Here is a 16865-nt window from a genome sequence, read left to right on the forward strand (position 1 = left end):
TTCATCCTACGTTGAGAGATCGATCTTCAACCAGGGCTGCTTGCGAATATCGAAACACCGCACCGATATTCGAATTACGGTATAGATTTTCTGCCTGCTCAGGCCCTGGAGAATGGCTGCTCCAGGGAAGGACTCTGCGGCGTGAACATATCTCCGCCGTCGGGCGTTACCACCCAGTCGTCCTCCAGCCGAATCCCAAACTCGCCCACGATATAGATTCCAGGCTCGTCCGAAAACGTCATGCCCGACTCCAGCGGCAGGCTGTTCCCCCTTACCAGATAAGGCCATTCATGCTCGTCCATGCCTATACCGTGCCCCAGACGATGTGTGAAGTACTTGTAGTCCGGACCAAACCCGGCGTCCGAGATCACCTTCCGGGCCGCATCATCAACGGCGTGGCACGGAGTCCCTGCCTTTCCAGCTGCCAACGCAGCCGACTGTGCTTTGTGGACGATATCGAAGACCTTCTTCTGCTTATCCGAAGCCTTGCCCAGCACAAAAGAACGCGAGATGTCCGACTGATATCCCTCCACTACGCAGCCGTCGTCCAGAAGAATGATCTGGCCCTCCTGAATCACCTGCGGGTGCAGAGAGCCGTGCGGCAGTGCGGAATACTCCGCCACCTGGCACGACGCATCCCCTGGAAATCCCGTCCGCTCGTACCCGACACCGATCAGGTCGGTGACGTGACGGTTCGTCATACCCGGTTCCAGCGACTTCCAGGCCGCCTCGTAAACCTTCAGCGTGTTATCGTTCGCCAACCGCATCAGCGCCAGCTCGGCCGTTGATTTCACAGCGCGGCAGCCGGCGGTTACAGGAGTTCCGCTCACCACCGTCAGCGTCGGACTTGCGTGGGCAATACCGTCAGCGAAGGCAAACTGCGTCCGTTCCTCCACGCCGACACGACCGTTCGCAATTCCTGCTTCTTTAAGGGCCTTAGCCAGCAGCGCGTAAGGACTGTCGTCCTCGTTCCACGTATAGACACGCGTCACCGAAGCCTGCGGGAGGGTCGCCGCTTTTGCCTCCATGCGCTCGCGAACCCGTCCTTCCTCAAATACGGGACACACCACAAACGGATTGCCCTTCGCCGGAAGAACCCACGCAAAGAACCGCTCCGACTGCCCCCAGCGCAGGCCTGTAAAGTACGTTAGAGACGTTCCTGTGCAGATCACCAAGGCATCAAGCCGGTTCTTCACCAGCAGCCCTCGCGCCCGCTCTACGCGATGCTCACGCTCTCCGAGCTTAATCGGCACGGCCTCAGAGCGGCGGTCTGTAAGAGCCGCAATCGCCGGAGGAAGCTGTTTCATCTCACGTCCGGAGCCGGACGAATGCTGCGCCTCGATCGGCAAAGACGGCGCCGCAACTGCTGCTGATGCGGCGAATAGAAAGCTTCGTCTGCTTGGCATGTGCGGATTGTATCCAATCGCCACAAATACGAGCGCAAAACCATCTCCACAGAGGTCTCCATTCCACAGGGGACTCAGAACCGCGTCCCCGCGCGTAATAACTCTCGCGAACGCGTACGATGAGAGCCCTGCCAGACGCCTCAATTCGAATCTTGTGAAAGCTGCCGTCTGGCTTGAACCGCGTAGGCCTGTACACCACCTGGTACTGGTTTCTTACCTGTTCCTCAATCTCCTTAAGATCGCGAAGTGTCCGTTGGATCCTGCTCATAGAAGATGCGTCCTCCGGTCTTCGCTGCCAGGTCACTTGCCTTGTCCCACCCAACTTCCTTAATCTCATCCTCTATGGATCAAAATCGCTGGACCACTGTGGACCGCTATCTCACCGAGACTCTCCTTCCACCCGACCACAGCATGGACGATGCGCTGGAAGCTAACGCCTGCGCAGGCCTTCCTGCGATCGACGTCGCCCCCAATCAAGGCAAGATGCTTCACCTCCTTGCCCGCATCCAGGGCGCGCGGCGCATTCTGGAGATCGGCACGCTTGGCGGATACTCTACCCTCTGGCTTGCGCGAGCGCTTCCCTCTGATGGTCGCCTGGTCACGCTCGAGCTGGAGCAGAAACACGCGACCATAGCGCGCTCCAACCTCGACCGTGCCGGCGTCTCGGCGCTCGTCGACATCCGCGTCGGCCCGGCGCTCGATTCCCTCGCCGCCCTTTATGCCGAGCAGCCCACACCCTTCGACTTTATCTTCCTGGACGCCGACAAGCCCAACAACCCCAACTACCTGGACTGGGCCGTCAAGCTCTCCCGCCCCGGAACACTCATCCTCGCCGACAACGTTATCCGCGACGGAGCCATCGTCGATCCCGGCAATCCAGACCCGCATATCAGGGGAACCCGCGAGTTCCTTGAAAAACTCGGCAGGCATCCACGCCTCGACGGCACAGCCATCCAGACCGTCGGCGTAAAGGGCTACGACGGCTTCGCGTTAGCGATCGTCAAATCTTAATTTGCAGATGGGATTCGCAAAGGGCCATCCTCACTCGACTCGAGGATGGCCCTTTGCGCTAAGTAAGGTCGTCCGTATTGAAGGGAGCTCGCTTCCGGCCCAGTGCCGAGATATCCCTCGACTCGCCCACCAGGCCCTTCACCACCTCATCGATGTCGTCATCCACCTCGGCAGTGGCGGCCATTCTCACCGGAGCATCCGCCAGCTTCACACTCTCCAGCAGCACCGTCGCGTGCGCAACGGCGACACCATCCTGGTTCAGCCCTTCTGGGGTCTTTGCCTTGATGCCAACCTCTCCCGGCTTTACTCCCAGCAGCTCGGCGACGCGCTCGCGCAGCTCACCGGCGATCGGAACAATCTTCGGACGGGCCATCACCAGCACTGTATCGACATTCACGATCTTGTACCCTGCCGTCGCTACCTCTTCCAACGCCGTCTGCAGAAAGATATCCGAGGCCGCACCCTTCCACCGCGGATCGCTGGGAGGAAAGAACGTCCCAATATCGCCGGCAGATACCGCTCCCAGCAACGCATCGGTGATGGCATGCAGCAAAACATCGCCATCGGAGTGACCAGCCAGACCCTCCGGATGCTCAATCTTCAGCCCGCCGATCACCAGCGGCACGCCCGGCTTGAACGCATGCGAATCAAATCCGTACCCGATCCTCATGCTCATCGCGCACCCGCCTGCTGTAGATAGAACTCAGCCAACTCGATATCGCCCGGCTGCGTAATCTTGAAATTCCTGGCCGATCCCGGCACCACCGCAACCTCCACCCCTGCTCGCTCCAGCAGGCTTGCTTCGTCAGTTCCTGCGAATCCATCGGCCTCTGCTTCTGCAAACGCCTTCCGCAGCAGGCCAACCCGTGCACCCTGCGGCGTCTGCGCCAGCACCACGCGTTCGCGCGGAATCGTCGCCGTAATGATCGCGCCTTCGGCCGTGCGCTCCACCTGCTTGATCGTATCGACCGCCGGCAGTCCCACAATCGCCGCCCCATGCCGCTCCACGGCATCGATGGTCCGCTCGATCGTCGCAGCGTCAATCAGCGGTCTGACCGCATCATGCACCAGCACAAGATCGTCGTCGCTCGATTGCAGTCCGGCCAATGCGTTACTCACGGACTCCTGCCGCGAATCGCCGCCCTCGACCACATGCACGCGGGGACCAAGACCATATTCCTGAATCTGCTGCGTCACGCGCTCGCGTTCCGTTCCCCGCACAGCGACGCATACAGCATCCACGCGCTCAACCTCAAGAAAGGCCTTCACCGAACGCACGAGAACCGGAACTCCGCCGATCGCCAGAAACTGCTTCGGCGCAGCTGCATGAGACCCGGCAGCCATCCGTGTACCGATGCCCGCTGCCGGAAGAATGACAAAAACTCGCATAAACGCGAAGTATACAAGATCATGGCGCCGTTTCCCGCCCGCTCCCGAACCCTTGGTATTCAGCGAGTAATAATAGCTCTGTGCCGCAACCCACTTCTCCCTCCGACCACTACCGGCAGCGGCTTCAGGCGCGTGAGCTTCGCGTCAGGCACCTGGAAACCATTCACATCCGCCTCGGCTACCTTCGCCTCCTCCTTGCGGCGGCGCTAGCCGCGCTTGTGTGGATCTACCTTGCGGGACACACCCTCTCGGCCCTGTGGCTCGGCGTGCCTGTTCTTCTCTTCATAGCCGTGGCTGCCTTCCACGCAAAGCTCCTTGCGCGACAAGCGCTCGCTCAGCGAGCCGTCGATTTCTACCGCCACGGCCTCGCCCGGATCGAAGACAAGTGGCAGGGCACGGGTGCCCGCGGCGAGCGCTTCGATGTCTCCGAGCATCTCTACGCCTCCGACCTCGACCTCTTCGGCCACGGAAGCCTTTTCCAGCTTCTCTCCGCAGCCCGCACCCTCATGGGTGAAGACACCTTGGCAGACTGGCTCCTTCGCCCATCGTCACTCGACGCTATTCGCCAGAGGCACCAGGCCATCCCCGACCTCCGCGACCGGATCGACTTTCGTGAGGCCATGGCCGTCTCCGGAGAATCCCTCGAGGCAGCCGTCCATCCCGATCAGCTCACAGCCTGGGCGCAATCCCCGCTCCAGCTCCCCAGTCAGATCATTCGTTGGTTTTCATTGTTTCTCTCCATCCTCATGGTCGCGACGGCCGTCTATTGGAGTTTCACCGGCCTGCGGTATCCCTTCTTCCTTGTCCTCCTGCTCGAAGGGAGCGTCGTCGCCACTCATCGCGCCCGCGTCAACACCGTCCTTCACCAGACCGAACACGCCCTGGCTGATCTCAAACTCATCTCCTCGCTGCTGGCCCACATAGAAGCCGAAGACTTCAAGACGCCGTACCTTCAGGAGCTCAAGAACAGCCTAGCCACCCGGCAGGTCACAGCGTCGAAAGCCATCTCCCGACTCGACACCATCGGACAGTACATTCAGTCGCTTGAGAATCCCCTGATGCGCCTGATCGACATTCCCCTTCTCTACTCCGTTCAGGTCGCCTTCGCCGCCGACTCCTGGCGCCGCCAGTTCGGTGCGGCTGTACCGGCGTGGCTCTCCGAACTGGGCCAGATGGAAGCCCTGCTCTCACTCACGACCTATAGCTTTGAGCACCCGGAAGACCCTCTGCCCACCTTCGTCTCCGGACCTCCCTGCTTTCAGGCCCGGAACATCGGCCACCCCCTCATCCCTGCTTCACGCTGCGTCCGCAACAATCTCTCGCTTGATTCCGAACAACGCGTCGTGCTCGTCAGCGGCTCCAACATGTCCGGCAAGAGCACTCTAATGCGGTCCGTCGGCATCAATACCGTCCTCGCCATGGCTGGAGCCCCCGTCCGCGCCCAGTCGCTCCAGCTCACGCCCCTGCACATCGGGGCCAGCATTCTCATCAACGACTCTCTGCAGAAGGGCGCCTCTCGCTTCTACGCCGAGATCACCCGCTTGCGCCACATCCTCGATCTCGCGACCGGGCACCCGCCCCTGCTCTTTCTCCTCGACGAGCTACTCCAGGGAACCAACTCCCGCGACAGGCTCATCGGGGCCGAAGGCATTCTTCGGGCGCTGCTCGAAACCAATGCCATCGGCCTCATCAGCACCCACGACCTCGCCCTGACGGCGCTGCGAAGCGACTTCCTGCACAATATGCACTTTCAGGATCAGATTGATGACGGAAAGATGAAGTTCGACTACATTCTCCGCTCCGGCCCGGTAACCCGCAGCAATGGAGTCGAGCTGATGCGCCTCATCGGCCTCAATGTCTAGATAAGTTTTCTTAAAAAACGTGTCAACCTGAGCGAAGGCGCAGCCGAAGTCGGAGGATCTGCGGTGCGGGATGTTGGCTGAGGCCAGCATCCCGCTTTCGGCCGAGACGTATTCATCCATTTTTCAGTTTGCAGCACAGCTTTTCTGGACTATATTCTGCTCACCATCGAGGTTGTCCGGTTGCCGTATGAGTCTGCACGCTTATCTTAAGAAGGCACTCCCCTCCCCACTGCGTCGCAGGCTCGCACCTCTGGCAAAGACGGTCTACAGAAACGATCTCAACCAGCTCGCTCTTCACTTCCACACCGATAAGTGGGGCAAACACTGGTACACCCAACACTATCAGCGCTACTTCCACGAACTGAGAAATAAGCCGCTCAATATCCTCGAGATTGGCGTCGGAGGTTACGAAGACTCCGGAGCCGGCGGGGAATCACTGCGCATGTGGAAGACGTACTTCCCAAAAAGTCGAATCGTCGGCATCGACCTATGCGATAAGACCCATTTCCGCGAGCATCGAATCGACATACGCCAGTGCGATCAGACCGACGAGAAGGCACTCCGTGCCCTTTCGGCCGAGTACGGCGGGTTCGACATCATCATCGATGACGGCAGCCACCTCAATGCGCACATCATCACTACCTTCACCATCCTCTTCCCTCTGCTCCGGCCGAATGGAATCTACAGCATCGAAGACACTCAAACCTCATACTGGCCCGGGTGGGGAGGAGGGATGAAGAACCCGCAATCCGCCATGAGTTTCTTCAAAAATCTCTCCGATGGCCTGAATCACGTCGAGTATCCCCTCGAGCAATACGCCCCAAGCTACTTCGACCGGAACATTGTAGAGATGGCTTTCTTTCACAATCTCATCCTCATCCGCAAGGGAGCGAACAACGAGCAATCAAACGCCCCCGACCTGCTCAAACGAGAGATGAAAGCCTCGCAGGATGTCTCATCGATCACTCTGCCGATGTAATCAAGTCCCCGTAAGTCGATGGGGACAGATCAGAATTTCAGCATCATCTCGCTCGTACCTCCAAAACCGAACTTCTCATAGATCGGCCTCCCTGCAGCCGATGCATGCAGCGATACGACTTTGATCCCACGCCCCCGCGCCTCTTCCACGCCAGCCTTTAGAAGCCGGTATGCCAGCCCCTGGCCGCGGGCCTCCGGCACGACGTAAAAGTTCAGGAGATAGGCGCGCAAGGGCTGCGGATCATGCCAGTGAGGGGGAAAATCCATCAGCCACATCCCACCTCCGCCCACAACAGCTCCCTCGTTCTCGACCAGCCAGCCAAGATACCGGCCATCCCCCAGCCGTTCTCTGACCCAGGGAAGAAATGCCTCAGCCACCTCACGCAATCGCTCAGGATCATCGAGTCCCATCTCCGCAAACATCCTGCGTCGATGTTCCGTAATCAGCTCGGCATCTGCCTCTGTCGCCAATCTCATCTCAAACATCTGCCAAGTATAAAAACAATACGCTTACACAGCCGTTAGCAGAGCGCGCAATGCCCCAGGTAGCCACGCTCTTCCGCAGCGAAAACATCCGTTTTATAGATCGCTCTAGATGGAAGGTGTCATCCTGAGCGAAGGCGCAGCCGAAGTCGAAGGATCTGCGGTTCCCCCTCTTCCCGTGTCCATCCTGTCCAGGGTTGAACATCTATCTCCCGCAGCCGCTAACATACAAAGTTGATGCCGAACGCACTTCCCTTTAGCCGAGAAAACATCCGCCCCGGCGATCGCATCTGCGTCGCGATTTCTGGAGGCGCTGACTCCGTTGCGCTGCTTCTCGCGCTCCAGGAAGCCAACACCGCAGTCCGCGATTCCCTCGGAGTCGGCCTCTCCGCCGCCCACGTCCACCATGGCATCCGCGATGCCGCCGAATCCGACGCCGACCTCGCCTTCGTCCGGAACCTCTGCCTCGAGCACGACATTCCCCTGCACATCCACCACGCCGACGTCCCCGCCCGCGCCGCGGAAAACCGCGAGACCATCGAAGAAGCCGCCCGCGAGACCCGCTATGCCTTCTTCCGCAATCTCATCGCCTCCGGCCACGTCGACTCCGTCCTGACCGCCCACACTCTCGACGACCAGGCAGAGACCGTCCTGATGAAGCTGCTCCGCGGAGCCTGGACCGAAGGCTTGTCGGGCATTCACCCGGTGGTCCCTGTCGAAGTCTCGGCCTCCTCTACCCAGAGTCCTGCCCGGACCGGAAAGATCCTCCGGCCGATGCTCTCTACCACCCGTGCCCAGATTGAGTCCTTTCTCAAGGCCCGCAACCAGCCCTGGCAGACCGACTCCACCAACAGCGATACGACATATACACGCAACCGTATCCGCCATGAGCTGATGCCTCAGCTCCGCACCTTCAACCCGTCCATCGACCAGAGTCTGGCCAACCTGGCCGAGCTGGCCCGCGAGGAGGAGTCCCGCTGGCAGGCCGAGCTCGCCCGCATCCTCCCCCAGGTCCTTCTCCCCGGCAAACCCGTCCGCGGGGGAGGCCGATCCGTCGCCACAGCTCCTGGCAGCGCCACGATCTCGATCGAGATCGACCGTCTCCGCTCCCTCGATCCCGCCCTGCGTCGCCGGATCCTGCGAGCCGCCGCCCGCCAGCTCGGCTTCCGGCTCAGCTTCGACGAGACCACTCGCCTGCTCGCGATGGCAGGCTTCGCCACCCTCCCCACCGTAGCCGCCCGATCCGGCGCCTCCGTACACCTGGCCCAGGGCCTCCGTGCCCAGCGCTCAGCGCGAGAGATCCAGCTTTCCCGCGAGTAAACACATAACAAAAGGCTTAGCACTGTCGAGACGAGGCGCCGTGGAGAACACCACCGCATGGCATCATCACAGCGCCACCGTCCCACGCAAAACAAAGTGTCCTCCTGAGCGAAGCCCGAAGGGCGAAGTCGAAGGATCTGCGGTTTCGCGGGAGCGCCGCAGACGCCAGCGCCGGGCCGAACTCTCCGGAGAACCTTCCCATGCGAAGCCAGCAGAAAACCTCTATTCCGGCTTTGAATCTTTGCCCCACAGAGTAGAATCTTAAGCATCTGACGGTGTAGGACCGTTACCACGGTTTGCACGGGTGAAACCGGCTCTCCATGGAACCTTCCTTTATTGCTATCGTCTAACGATGTAGGCTCCCCTGAAGGCTCCGTGCACAAGGGCGCCGGGTCTGACAAGCCGTCCAGGCAATTGCGGCGACGCAGACAAGGAAAATGAGGAATACCGCTTTGAACTCGACCGTCAAACAAATTCTGATCTGGGTCTTCATGATCACCTGCCTCGTATTTCTGTGGCAGTTTGTCGTCAAGGGCACAGGCTCCGGCCAGGAAAAGAACATCAGCCTCACGCAGCTTCTCAATGACGCTGATCAGGGCAAAGTCGCCGATGTCATGGTCAATGGCTCCGAGGTGACCGGCCACTGGAAGGACGACAAGGCCCAGTTCCACACCACGATCCCGGCCAATTACCCGGACATGTACAAGACGCTGCGCGACCATGGCGTCAATATCAGTATCAAGGATCAGAACTCGAACGCGTGGCTTGGTTTCCTCATCCAGCTCGCGCCCTTCGCTCTGCTTCTTGGTCTCTGGTTCTTCCTTCTGCGCCAGATGCAGTCCGGTGGCAACAAGGCGATGAGCTTCGGCAAATCGCGCGCCCGCCTGCTTTCCATGCAACAGAAGAAGATCACCTTCAAGGACGTTGCCGGTGTTGACGAGGCCAAGGAAGAGCTCAAGGAGATCATCGAGTTCCTCCGCGAGGCTCAGAAGTTCCAGCGTCTCGGCGGCCGCATCCCCAAGGGCGTTCTGCTCGTCGGACCTCCCGGAACCGGCAAGACCCTGCTGGCCCGCGCTGTCGCCGGCGAGGCAAATGTTCCCTTCTTCTCCATCTCCGGCTCGGACTTCGTAGAGATGTTCGTCGGCGTAGGCGCAAGCCGCGTCCGCGACCTCTTCGAGCAGGGCAAGAAGAATGCCCCCTGCATCATCTTCATCGACGAGATCGACGCTGTGGGCCGTCATCGTGGCGCAGGCCTCGGCGGCGGACATGACGAGCGCGAGCAGACCCTCAACCAGCTCCTGGTCGAGATGGACGGCTTTGAGGCCAACGACGGCGTCATCCTTGTCGCTGCCACCAATCGGCCCGACGTTCTTGACCCGGCGCTTCTCCGCCCCGGCCGTTTCGACCGTCGCGTGATCGTCGATCGTCCGGACATCCGTGGCCGCGAAGAGGTTCTCAAAGTACACGCCAAGAAGGTCCCCATGGCTGAGGACGTTGATCTCAACGTGCTGGCTCGTGGGACCCCGGGCTTCTCCGGTGCCGACTTGGCCAACATGGTCAACGAGGCCGCCCTCACCGCCGCCCGATACAACCGCAAGGCCGTACACATGTACGACTTCGAGGTTGCCAAAGACAAGGTGATGATGGGCGCCGAGCGTAAGTCCATGCTCCTGACTGACGAGGAGAAGAAGGTGACTGCGTATCACGAGGCTGGCCACACGCTGGTCTCCGCCCTGCGCGAGCACTCCGATCCTCTCCACAAGGTCACCATCATTCCCCGAGGAATGGCTCTCGGTGTGACCGTCTACCTCCCTGAGGAAGACCAGCACACCGTCACCAAGGAGTACCTCGAGACGCGGCTCGCCACCCTGATGGGCGGACGCTGCGCTGAAGAGATTTTCCTGGGCAAGATGACCACGGGCGCAGGCAACGACATCGAGCGCATCACCGACCTCGCCCGCAAGATGGTCTGCGAGTTCGGCATGTCCAAGCTCGGGCCCATGACCTTCGGCAAGAAGGAGGAGCAGATCTTCCTCGGACGTGAGATCGCACAGCACCGCGACTTCTCCGACGAGACTGCCCGCCAGATCGATGCCGAGGTTCGTGTCTTCGTCGATACCGCCTATCAGTCGGCCTACAACATCCTGAACACCAATCAGGACATCATGCACCGTCTGGCTGGAGCCCTGCTGGAACGCGAGACTCTGGATGCCAACGAGATCAAGCTGATCATCGAAGGCAAAGAGCTGCCTCCACTGCGCTCCGCTCTCGCTGGCGTAGATCCCGGTGCGGGCGGCGAAGCCCAGAAGGTTCTCAAGCCGGAGTCGGGCCGCAAACCGGGCTTCAACGAGGGGCAGCCGTCTCCTGCATAACCAACTTCAACCCAACGTCAAAAGAGGGGCAGCCACATCGGCTGCCCCTCTTTTTTCTTGCAAAATGTAGTAACCATCAAAGCGAGTCTTGATGGTTACTACATTTTTGAGCCTTAGGCTCGCTTGGTCGACTTGGAAGGCGTCTTGCTCTTCCCGGAAGACTTCTTCCCGATGGCCTGGTCTCCGGGAGAAGTCGTCGTTTTCTGGGCTTCGTCCTGCTTGCCCCGATCTTCGCCTTCGATCTTGCCGTTGATTGTCTGGACGGAGAGGCCGCCGCCGGGGGTATCCATCTTCGGATCGACCACGTGCAGACCATACATCGTGGTCCAGGGTCCACGCATATCGGTATCCCCTTCGCTTCCGTCGCCCATGGAGCCATTGAAGTACTCGTCGACGATTCCGGGCGTTGGCTTCAGCATTCCGATCGAGAACGGCGGCTTCTCCATGCTCTCCAGCGCTGCCTGGAATGCCTTCATGTGAGTGATCTCGCGGGTCATCAGGAACTGCAGGGCGTCGATGCTGCCCGGATCGTCGGTATGATCGATCAGGCGTTCATACACGATCTTCGCTCGTGCCTCCGCCGCGATGTTGCTGCGAAGGTCCACATCCAGCTCTCCAGTGACCTTCAGGTAGGTAGCTGTCCACGGATTTCCCATGGAGTCGAAGAGCGCTACGCCCCCTCCCCCGGCGATGGTCACCAGCGGATCCGCCTCGGCGGCCTCGCGGTTGGTCTTTAGCGGCTTCAGATGCATCCGGATTAAGGCCCCCACAACCTCCAGATGACTAAGCTCCTCAGTGCCAATGTCCAGCAGAAGATCCCGGCGCCCGATATCTTCCAGGCAGTTCCAGCCCTGGATCGTGTATTGCATCGCTGCAGCCAGTTCGCCGTTTGCCCCACCGAACTGTTCCAGCAACATGTTGCCGAAGCGTACATCCGGCTCCCCGATGTTGACGGTATACATCAACTTTTTGACGTGGTGATACATAGAGAAAACCTCACATCCTGATATACGTGCCCACGTGCCCTTTCCCACTACGATGCCAAATATTCGCCATTCGGCGGTTCGCCATCGTGGATTCGCAAGATGCGACAATAAAACCAACCGCATGAAGCTCCGCCTCGCACTTTCTCTTGCACTCTCCACGCTCCTCACCGGCTGCGGCTATCACACCGCCGGGTCGGCCACGCACATCCCGCCCAACGTTCGAACGATGGCCGTGCCCATCTTTTCTACACGCACGCAGGCCTACCACACGGAGATGGACTTTACGCAGGCTGTCATACGGGAGCTGAACACCCGCACGCGGTATCGCGTTCTGAATACGGACGCAACCGACGCGGACGCAATCCTTCGCGGCACTATCCTCAGCCAGACCATCACGCCACTGACCTATGACGCCAATTCAAGCCAGTCGTCCAGCTACCTGGTCTCGGTGACAGCCAGCGTGGTGTTGACCGCTCACGACGGCAGTGTGCTTTATCGCAACGATGCCGTTACGTTTCGCGAGCAGTATCAGTCCACCCAGGACGTAAACACCTTTATCCAGGAAGGATCGCCGGCGATCTCGCGGATGTCGCGCGACTTCGCGCAGACCCTGGTCAGCGATATGCTCAATTCCTTCTGAACTTCGACAATTCTTCTCCCTTGGCGATCTATACACACCGGATCGCCATTCATTTGGAGAAATGCCCCCCAAAGGTCATAGTAGAGGTGGGGTTTTACTCTCGACAGGTCCGTCTTACGCCATGCCTTCATCGCTTCGCAGCTTTGCCTCCACAGACCGGTTTTTAGCCGAGATCGCCTCGTCCTCTTCGATGCGTCCCGGCTACGTTCTCATCGGCGATGAGATCTTTCTGTACGACCGCTGCCGCCGCGCTGTCCTCTCCACGCTCATCCCTGAAGGCACCCGCGACTTTTCGCTCCACGACCTGGACCTGGCCGAGACCAGCATCTTTGAGGCGCTCGATCGAGCACAGACCCCGTCGCTGATGGCGCCCTTCCAGGTGCTCTTTATCCGCAACCTGAAGCAGCTCTATGGCCGCGGATCGAAGAAAGAGGAGTTTGCCGCGATCGAAGCCTACTTCCGGTCGCCGAATCCGCAGGCGCTGCTGGTGTTTGTTGCAGATCACATTCGCATTCCCACCGACGTGCGCCGCATGGACTACCAGGACAAGGAACGGTACGACCGTATCCGAGAGACCTTGGGGGAGTGGTGCGGGATGGTAGAGCTTGCGCGGGTCGACGAGAGCGACGCCGTGCGCTGGATTGCGGAGACGGCGGAGCTACGGGGCGTCCGATTTGACCCTGATGCCGCCCGAGAGCTTGCCGACTCGCTGGGAGCCGACATGATGCTGATCTCCAGCGAGTTCGAAAAGCTGTTGCTGTATGCAGGAGCGCGAGGCAACGAAGAGATCGCAAGGAATCGCGTCACGCTGGGCGATGTGGAGACGATGGTGCTCGCCGCCAAACAGCGCTCGCTCTATGAACTGACGGATGCGATCTCCCAGCATGATCGGCCACGGGCGCTTGCGCTGCTGCACGGATTACTGAACGCCTCCGATGGGGGCGAGGATGCGGCCATCGGGCATCTCTACATGCTGGCTCGCACCTTTCGCCAGATGATGATCATCGTGGAGAAGAATGTGCGAGATTCGCGCGCGATCTGGCAAGCCCTGTGGCAGGGTTTCCGCATGCCTCCGTTTGCGGCGGAAGACCTCATCCGTCAGGCCCGCCGCTACAAGTCGCGACGCGAGCTTACCCGGGCGCTGCGGCTGGTGGCACGGGCAGACCTCGAACTGCGCAGCTCCCCCGCAAACAAGCTGCTGGTTCTGGAGCGGCTGATCCTGGATCTGTGTGCCGAACCGAAAACCGCATCTTACGATTCTTCTCTTCAATTTGCGATGGAGCTTTAGCGGGCAGGAAGTGCGAACAATCACTGACGGGAAGCCGACTTGGCATTACCAATTTGCTGAGAATGATTCTCTAAATGAGTCTGATACGCATCAGGAAATCTAGCGCTCTGGAGAGCACACATTCTCCATTGAGGCATCAGCGCTCAAGCAATATCGCGTAGTACATACTCACGGGTACTTTTCAAGATTTGTTTGGCCGTTGCTTCATGGGAGGCGATACTTGCCAACGTAACGGCACCCACAAGCGCACTGCTGATTGCAGTGGCTAGCGTTCGAGGATGCGGCTTATCCATTTTGGCGAGATGGCTCTCAAGCAGACGGACGAATCTCTCATAACCCAGAAGGGCGACGCTTCGTACATCCTCGCTTGTCCGCTTAAGCTCCGATCCGAGCATTGCCAGAGGACATAGATCCACATCACTGACAGCAGGCGACTGGCTGAGATACAACGTGATGATTGTCGTCAGTGCATCCCGAGGGGACATCCCGGCGGTTCGTTCTTCAAACATTGCGAAGAGATTTGCCAAAACCTCATGGTAGGCCTCCTCCAGCAATTGCTCTTTGGAATCGAAGTGGCGGTAAAACCCGCCCTGCGCTATCCCGGACGCAGACATGATCTCTCGGGTGCCTACAGAGGAGATGCCTTCTGTAAGAAATAGACGAGACGCATTGGACACGATTCGCGCCCTCGATTCCGCAGCTTCCGATCGCGATTTCCGCATGAACTAGGACCTCGTTAACATTGTCGCATCTTTTAGAGGTCATATGAACTCTAAAAGAGAACACATCAAGTCGCTGAACGGAGCAAATGAAAGGAATCTCTTTATGAAGAATCACGAGCCACCTCAAATCAGCACAAACGAAAGGTTCTTCCTTGTAACAGGGGCGACCGGGGACACAGGGCGGCCTACGGTCAAACTGTTGCGCGAGAAGGGATACCGGGTTCGAGCCTTGGCAAGGAGAGAGGATCAACGTGCACAGGATCTGCGCGAGCTGGGCGCGGAAGTTGTGATTGGCGACATGCTGAATCTCAACGACATGAGAAAAGCCATCAAAGGAGTCACGGGCGCTTACTTCGTCTTTCCTCTGGCTGATGGTCTTGTTGAAGCATCCGTCGTCTTTGCTCAGGCGGCGAAGGAAAAGAAACTCGATCTCATCGTCAACATGTCGCAGAAGCAATCGCGGCCTTTTGCTCACAGTCCAGCGACCACAAAGCATTGGCTCACAGAGCAGGTTTTCACGTGGTCCGGCGTTCCCACCGTTCATCTACGAGTCACGTTCTTTGCGGAGTGGCTGCTCTATATTGCCCATCTCATTCGTCAAGGCCGCTACGCAACGCCATTCGACGCGGAGAGCCGATTTGCCCCGATCCCTGCAAGCGACATTGCACGGGTGATCGTTGGAGTGCTCGAACACCCTGAGAAGCATGTTGGCGCCACGTACCAGCTACATGGCCCCGTCGAGTACAGTCATCAGGAGATTGCTGGCGTTCTATCGCAGACTCTCAACAAGCGGATCGACTTCGAACATGTGACGGTACCGGCGTTCCTCAAACTGCTGGGCATGGAAGGCGATAACGCGAAACGGGCGCACTTTGAAGCAGTTCGGATCGATCAGCAGGAAGGCCTTTTAGCTGGAACAGATAGCACAGGCGCCGAGATCATCGGTCATCCACTCATGACTCTTGAGGAGTTCATTCTCACAAACAAACGCGTTTTGAGCTAATTAGCAAGCGCGGGCGCAACCATCACACGTCCGCGCCCTTTCGTTTCATACGAGCAATGTCGATCACTACCGAGAAACGCTCATAGCGAAGGTGAAATGAATCGCTTCCACTATGCTGATTCTCTCGAACAATCCAGTTCCTCCGCAAAATGCAGGCAGAGTAATTCCGTCCTTCCCTCTCAAGAGAGAGTTATCCTCGATCAATCATGAAAAAAAGTCTCTTTGTTGCTGCTCTCAGCCTTGTCCTGCTTGCCTGCTTACCTTCCATCGCGGAATCTCCCGCTGTGGGCATCACCAAGGAGTTCATCTACACCACGGCGCCGTTTCCTTCTGCGCACGCATCGACACTCGTACAGCTGAAGAACGGCGACATTCTCGCGGCTTGGTTCGGCGGAGCAAAAGAGGGCGCTAGCGATGTGGCGATCTGGGGTGCGAGGCGAACTTCTGCGGGCTGGTCGGAGCCCTTCCTGCTGGTGCGCGAACCCAATGTGCCCTGCTGGAATCCCGTGCTGTTCGAGAGCCCTGATGGAAGGCTTTGGCTGTACTACAAGTACGGACGCAATCCACGCGAGTGGACGGGGGCACGACTGGTGAGCGCAGACCAAGGCAAAACCTGGTCGCGGCCGGAGCATCTTGCCGCCGGCGTCCTGGGCCCCATTAAGGACAAGCCACTGGTTCTGCCCAACGGCACGATCGTCAGCGGGACTTCGGTCGAGAGCTACTCGGCGTGGGCCGTATGGGTAGACCGCAGCACCGACAATGGCAAGACGTGGCGCCGCTCCGGACCGGTCACCGTTCCCCATAACCTCATGCCTTCACCTGCACCGGTTCAGCCTCCTCTGAAGTCAGGCTCCGAACACGTTACCGGCATCATTCAGCCCACGATCGTTCAGATCAGCAAGAAGCATCTGCGTCTTTATGCGCGGTCCACCCGCGATATCGGGCGTATCTGTGCGGCGGACTCTTACGACGAGGGCATCACCTGGACCGACGCGCATCCGCTGGAACTTCCAAATCCAAACTCCGGCATCGACGCTGTTGGATTACACGATGGCCGCATCATAATGATCTACAACAACACCACCAGCGGGCGCTCGCCGCTGAACCTGGCAGTCAGCAAGGATGGAGAGCACTTCACGATGTTTTCCACGCTGGAGAGCGAGCCTGGAGAATATTCGTACCCCGCCATCATTCAGGGCCGGGATTCCGAGGTTTATGCCACTTACACCTGGAATCGAAATCGAATCAGCTTCGCGAAGGTTCCTCTTTCAGCAGTTCCGAAGTAAGAGGGAAACGATCTTCAGTCAGCTTCGGCATGCGCAAAGCGCTTCGCCGAAGCAGTGCGAAGACAAGTTCAAACTTTTCCTGCAACCTCGACCTCTGCCGTTGCACCATAAGAAGTAGC

At 59.0% G+C, this 16865-nt stretch carries 15 protein-coding genes; 9 read left to right on the top strand and 6 right to left on the bottom strand.

All coding sequences use genetic code 11. From position 1 onward, the window contains the following. Nucleotides 1-98: 98 nt before the first annotated feature. Nucleotides 99-1406, bottom strand: a complete 1308-nt coding sequence (locus tag GWR55_RS08490) for a Xaa-Pro peptidase family protein (protein ID WP_162401882.1) — start codon at nucleotides 1404-1406, stop codon at nucleotides 99-101. A 342-nt stretch (nucleotides 1407-1748) separates the two neighbouring features. Between GWR55_RS08490 and GWR55_RS08495 the strand changes: the two genes are divergently transcribed. Then, nucleotides 1749-2417 (top strand): O-methyltransferase, encoded by a 669-nt coding sequence (locus GWR55_RS08495; RefSeq protein WP_162401883.1) that lies wholly within the window; start codon nucleotides 1749-1751, stop codon nucleotides 2415-2417. A 58-nt stretch (nucleotides 2418-2475) separates the two neighbouring features. Here the strand turns inward: GWR55_RS08495 and ispF are convergent, their stop codons facing one another. Together ispF and ispD are read right to left on the bottom strand one after the other, a co-directional pair. Next, the gene (gene ispF / locus GWR55_RS08500) at nucleotides 2476-3093 is read right to left on the bottom strand and encodes a 2-C-methyl-D-erythritol 2,4-cyclodiphosphate synthase (protein ID WP_162401884.1); all 618 of its coding nucleotides are present in this window, start codon (nucleotides 3091-3093) and stop codon (nucleotides 2476-2478) included. Beyond that, nucleotides 3090-3806, bottom strand: a complete 717-nt coding sequence (gene ispD / locus GWR55_RS08505) for a 2-C-methyl-D-erythritol 4-phosphate cytidylyltransferase (protein WP_162401885.1) — start codon at nucleotides 3804-3806, stop codon at nucleotides 3090-3092. The genes ispF and ispD overlap by 4 nt, the downstream gene beginning before the upstream one ends. A gap of 80 nt (nucleotides 3807-3886) precedes the next feature. Here ispD and GWR55_RS08510 point away from each other — a divergent pair, with 80 nt between their 5' ends. Together GWR55_RS08510 and GWR55_RS08515 are read left to right on the top strand one after the other, a co-directional pair. Continuing rightward, complete coding sequence (locus GWR55_RS08510) at nucleotides 3887-5668, top strand: mismatch repair protein (RefSeq protein ID WP_162401886.1); 1782 nt, start codon at nucleotides 3887-3889, stop codon at nucleotides 5666-5668. Nucleotides 5669-5855: 187 nt separating this feature from the next. Continuing rightward, on the top strand, nucleotides 5856-6647 hold the full coding sequence (locus tag GWR55_RS08515; RefSeq protein WP_162401887.1) for a class I SAM-dependent methyltransferase: 792 nt from the start codon (nucleotides 5856-5858) through the stop codon (nucleotides 6645-6647). 29 nt (nucleotides 6648-6676) lie between these two features. On the opposite strand, the gene GWR55_RS08520 is transcribed toward GWR55_RS08515, so the two are convergent. Then, complete coding sequence (locus tag GWR55_RS08520) at nucleotides 6677-7132, bottom strand: GNAT family N-acetyltransferase (protein ID WP_162401888.1); 456 nt, start codon at nucleotides 7130-7132, stop codon at nucleotides 6677-6679. A gap of 234 nt (nucleotides 7133-7366) precedes the next feature. Here GWR55_RS08520 and tilS point away from each other — a divergent pair, with 234 nt between their 5' ends. Then, nucleotides 7367-8449 carry a tRNA lysidine(34) synthetase TilS gene (tilS, locus tag GWR55_RS08525; protein WP_162401889.1) on the top strand — a complete coding sequence of 361 codons (1083 nt, stop codon included), beginning with the start codon at nucleotides 7367-7369 and terminating at the stop codon, nucleotides 8447-8449. Between the two features lie 452 nt (nucleotides 8450-8901). After that, nucleotides 8902-10821 (top strand): ATP-dependent zinc metalloprotease FtsH, encoded by a 1920-nt coding sequence (ftsH, locus tag GWR55_RS08530; protein WP_162403854.1) that lies wholly within the window; start codon nucleotides 8902-8904, stop codon nucleotides 10819-10821. Between the two features lie 113 nt (nucleotides 10822-10934). Here ftsH and GWR55_RS08535 read toward each other — a convergent pair whose 3' ends face one another. Beyond that, nucleotides 10935-11807, bottom strand: a complete 873-nt coding sequence (locus tag GWR55_RS08535) for a manganese catalase family protein (RefSeq protein ID WP_162401890.1) — start codon at nucleotides 11805-11807, stop codon at nucleotides 10935-10937. 121 nt (nucleotides 11808-11928) lie between these two features. Between GWR55_RS08535 and lptE the strand changes: the two genes are divergently transcribed. Both lptE and holA read left to right on the top strand, forming a co-directional pair. Next, nucleotides 11929-12447, top strand: a complete 519-nt coding sequence (gene lptE, locus GWR55_RS08540) for an LptE family protein (protein WP_162401891.1) — start codon at nucleotides 11929-11931, stop codon at nucleotides 12445-12447. 121 nt (nucleotides 12448-12568) lie between these two features. Next, nucleotides 12569-13735, top strand: coding sequence for a DNA polymerase III subunit delta (gene holA, locus GWR55_RS08545; protein ID WP_162401892.1), 1167 nt, complete (start codon nucleotides 12569-12571; stop codon nucleotides 13733-13735). A gap of 143 nt (nucleotides 13736-13878) precedes the next feature. Here the strand turns inward: holA and GWR55_RS08550 are convergent, their stop codons facing one another. Then, the gene (locus GWR55_RS08550) at nucleotides 13879-14457 is read right to left on the bottom strand and encodes a TetR/AcrR family transcriptional regulator (protein ID WP_238398725.1); all 579 of its coding nucleotides are present in this window, start codon (nucleotides 14455-14457) and stop codon (nucleotides 13879-13881) included. A gap of 103 nt (nucleotides 14458-14560) precedes the next feature. Here GWR55_RS08550 and GWR55_RS08555 point away from each other — a divergent pair, with 103 nt between their 5' ends. Further along, complete coding sequence (locus GWR55_RS08555) at nucleotides 14561-15460, top strand: NmrA family NAD(P)-binding protein (RefSeq protein WP_162401894.1); 900 nt, start codon at nucleotides 14561-14563, stop codon at nucleotides 15458-15460. Between the two features lie 206 nt (nucleotides 15461-15666). Next, nucleotides 15667-16746, top strand: a complete 1080-nt coding sequence (locus GWR55_RS08560) for an exo-alpha-sialidase (RefSeq protein WP_162401895.1) — start codon at nucleotides 15667-15669, stop codon at nucleotides 16744-16746. Nucleotides 16747-16865: the final 119 nt, after the last annotated feature.

The organism is Edaphobacter sp. 12200R-103, assembly GCF_010093025.1.
In the GTDB taxonomy this organism is placed as follows: Bacteria; Acidobacteriota; Terriglobia; order Terriglobales; family Acidobacteriaceae; genus Edaphobacter.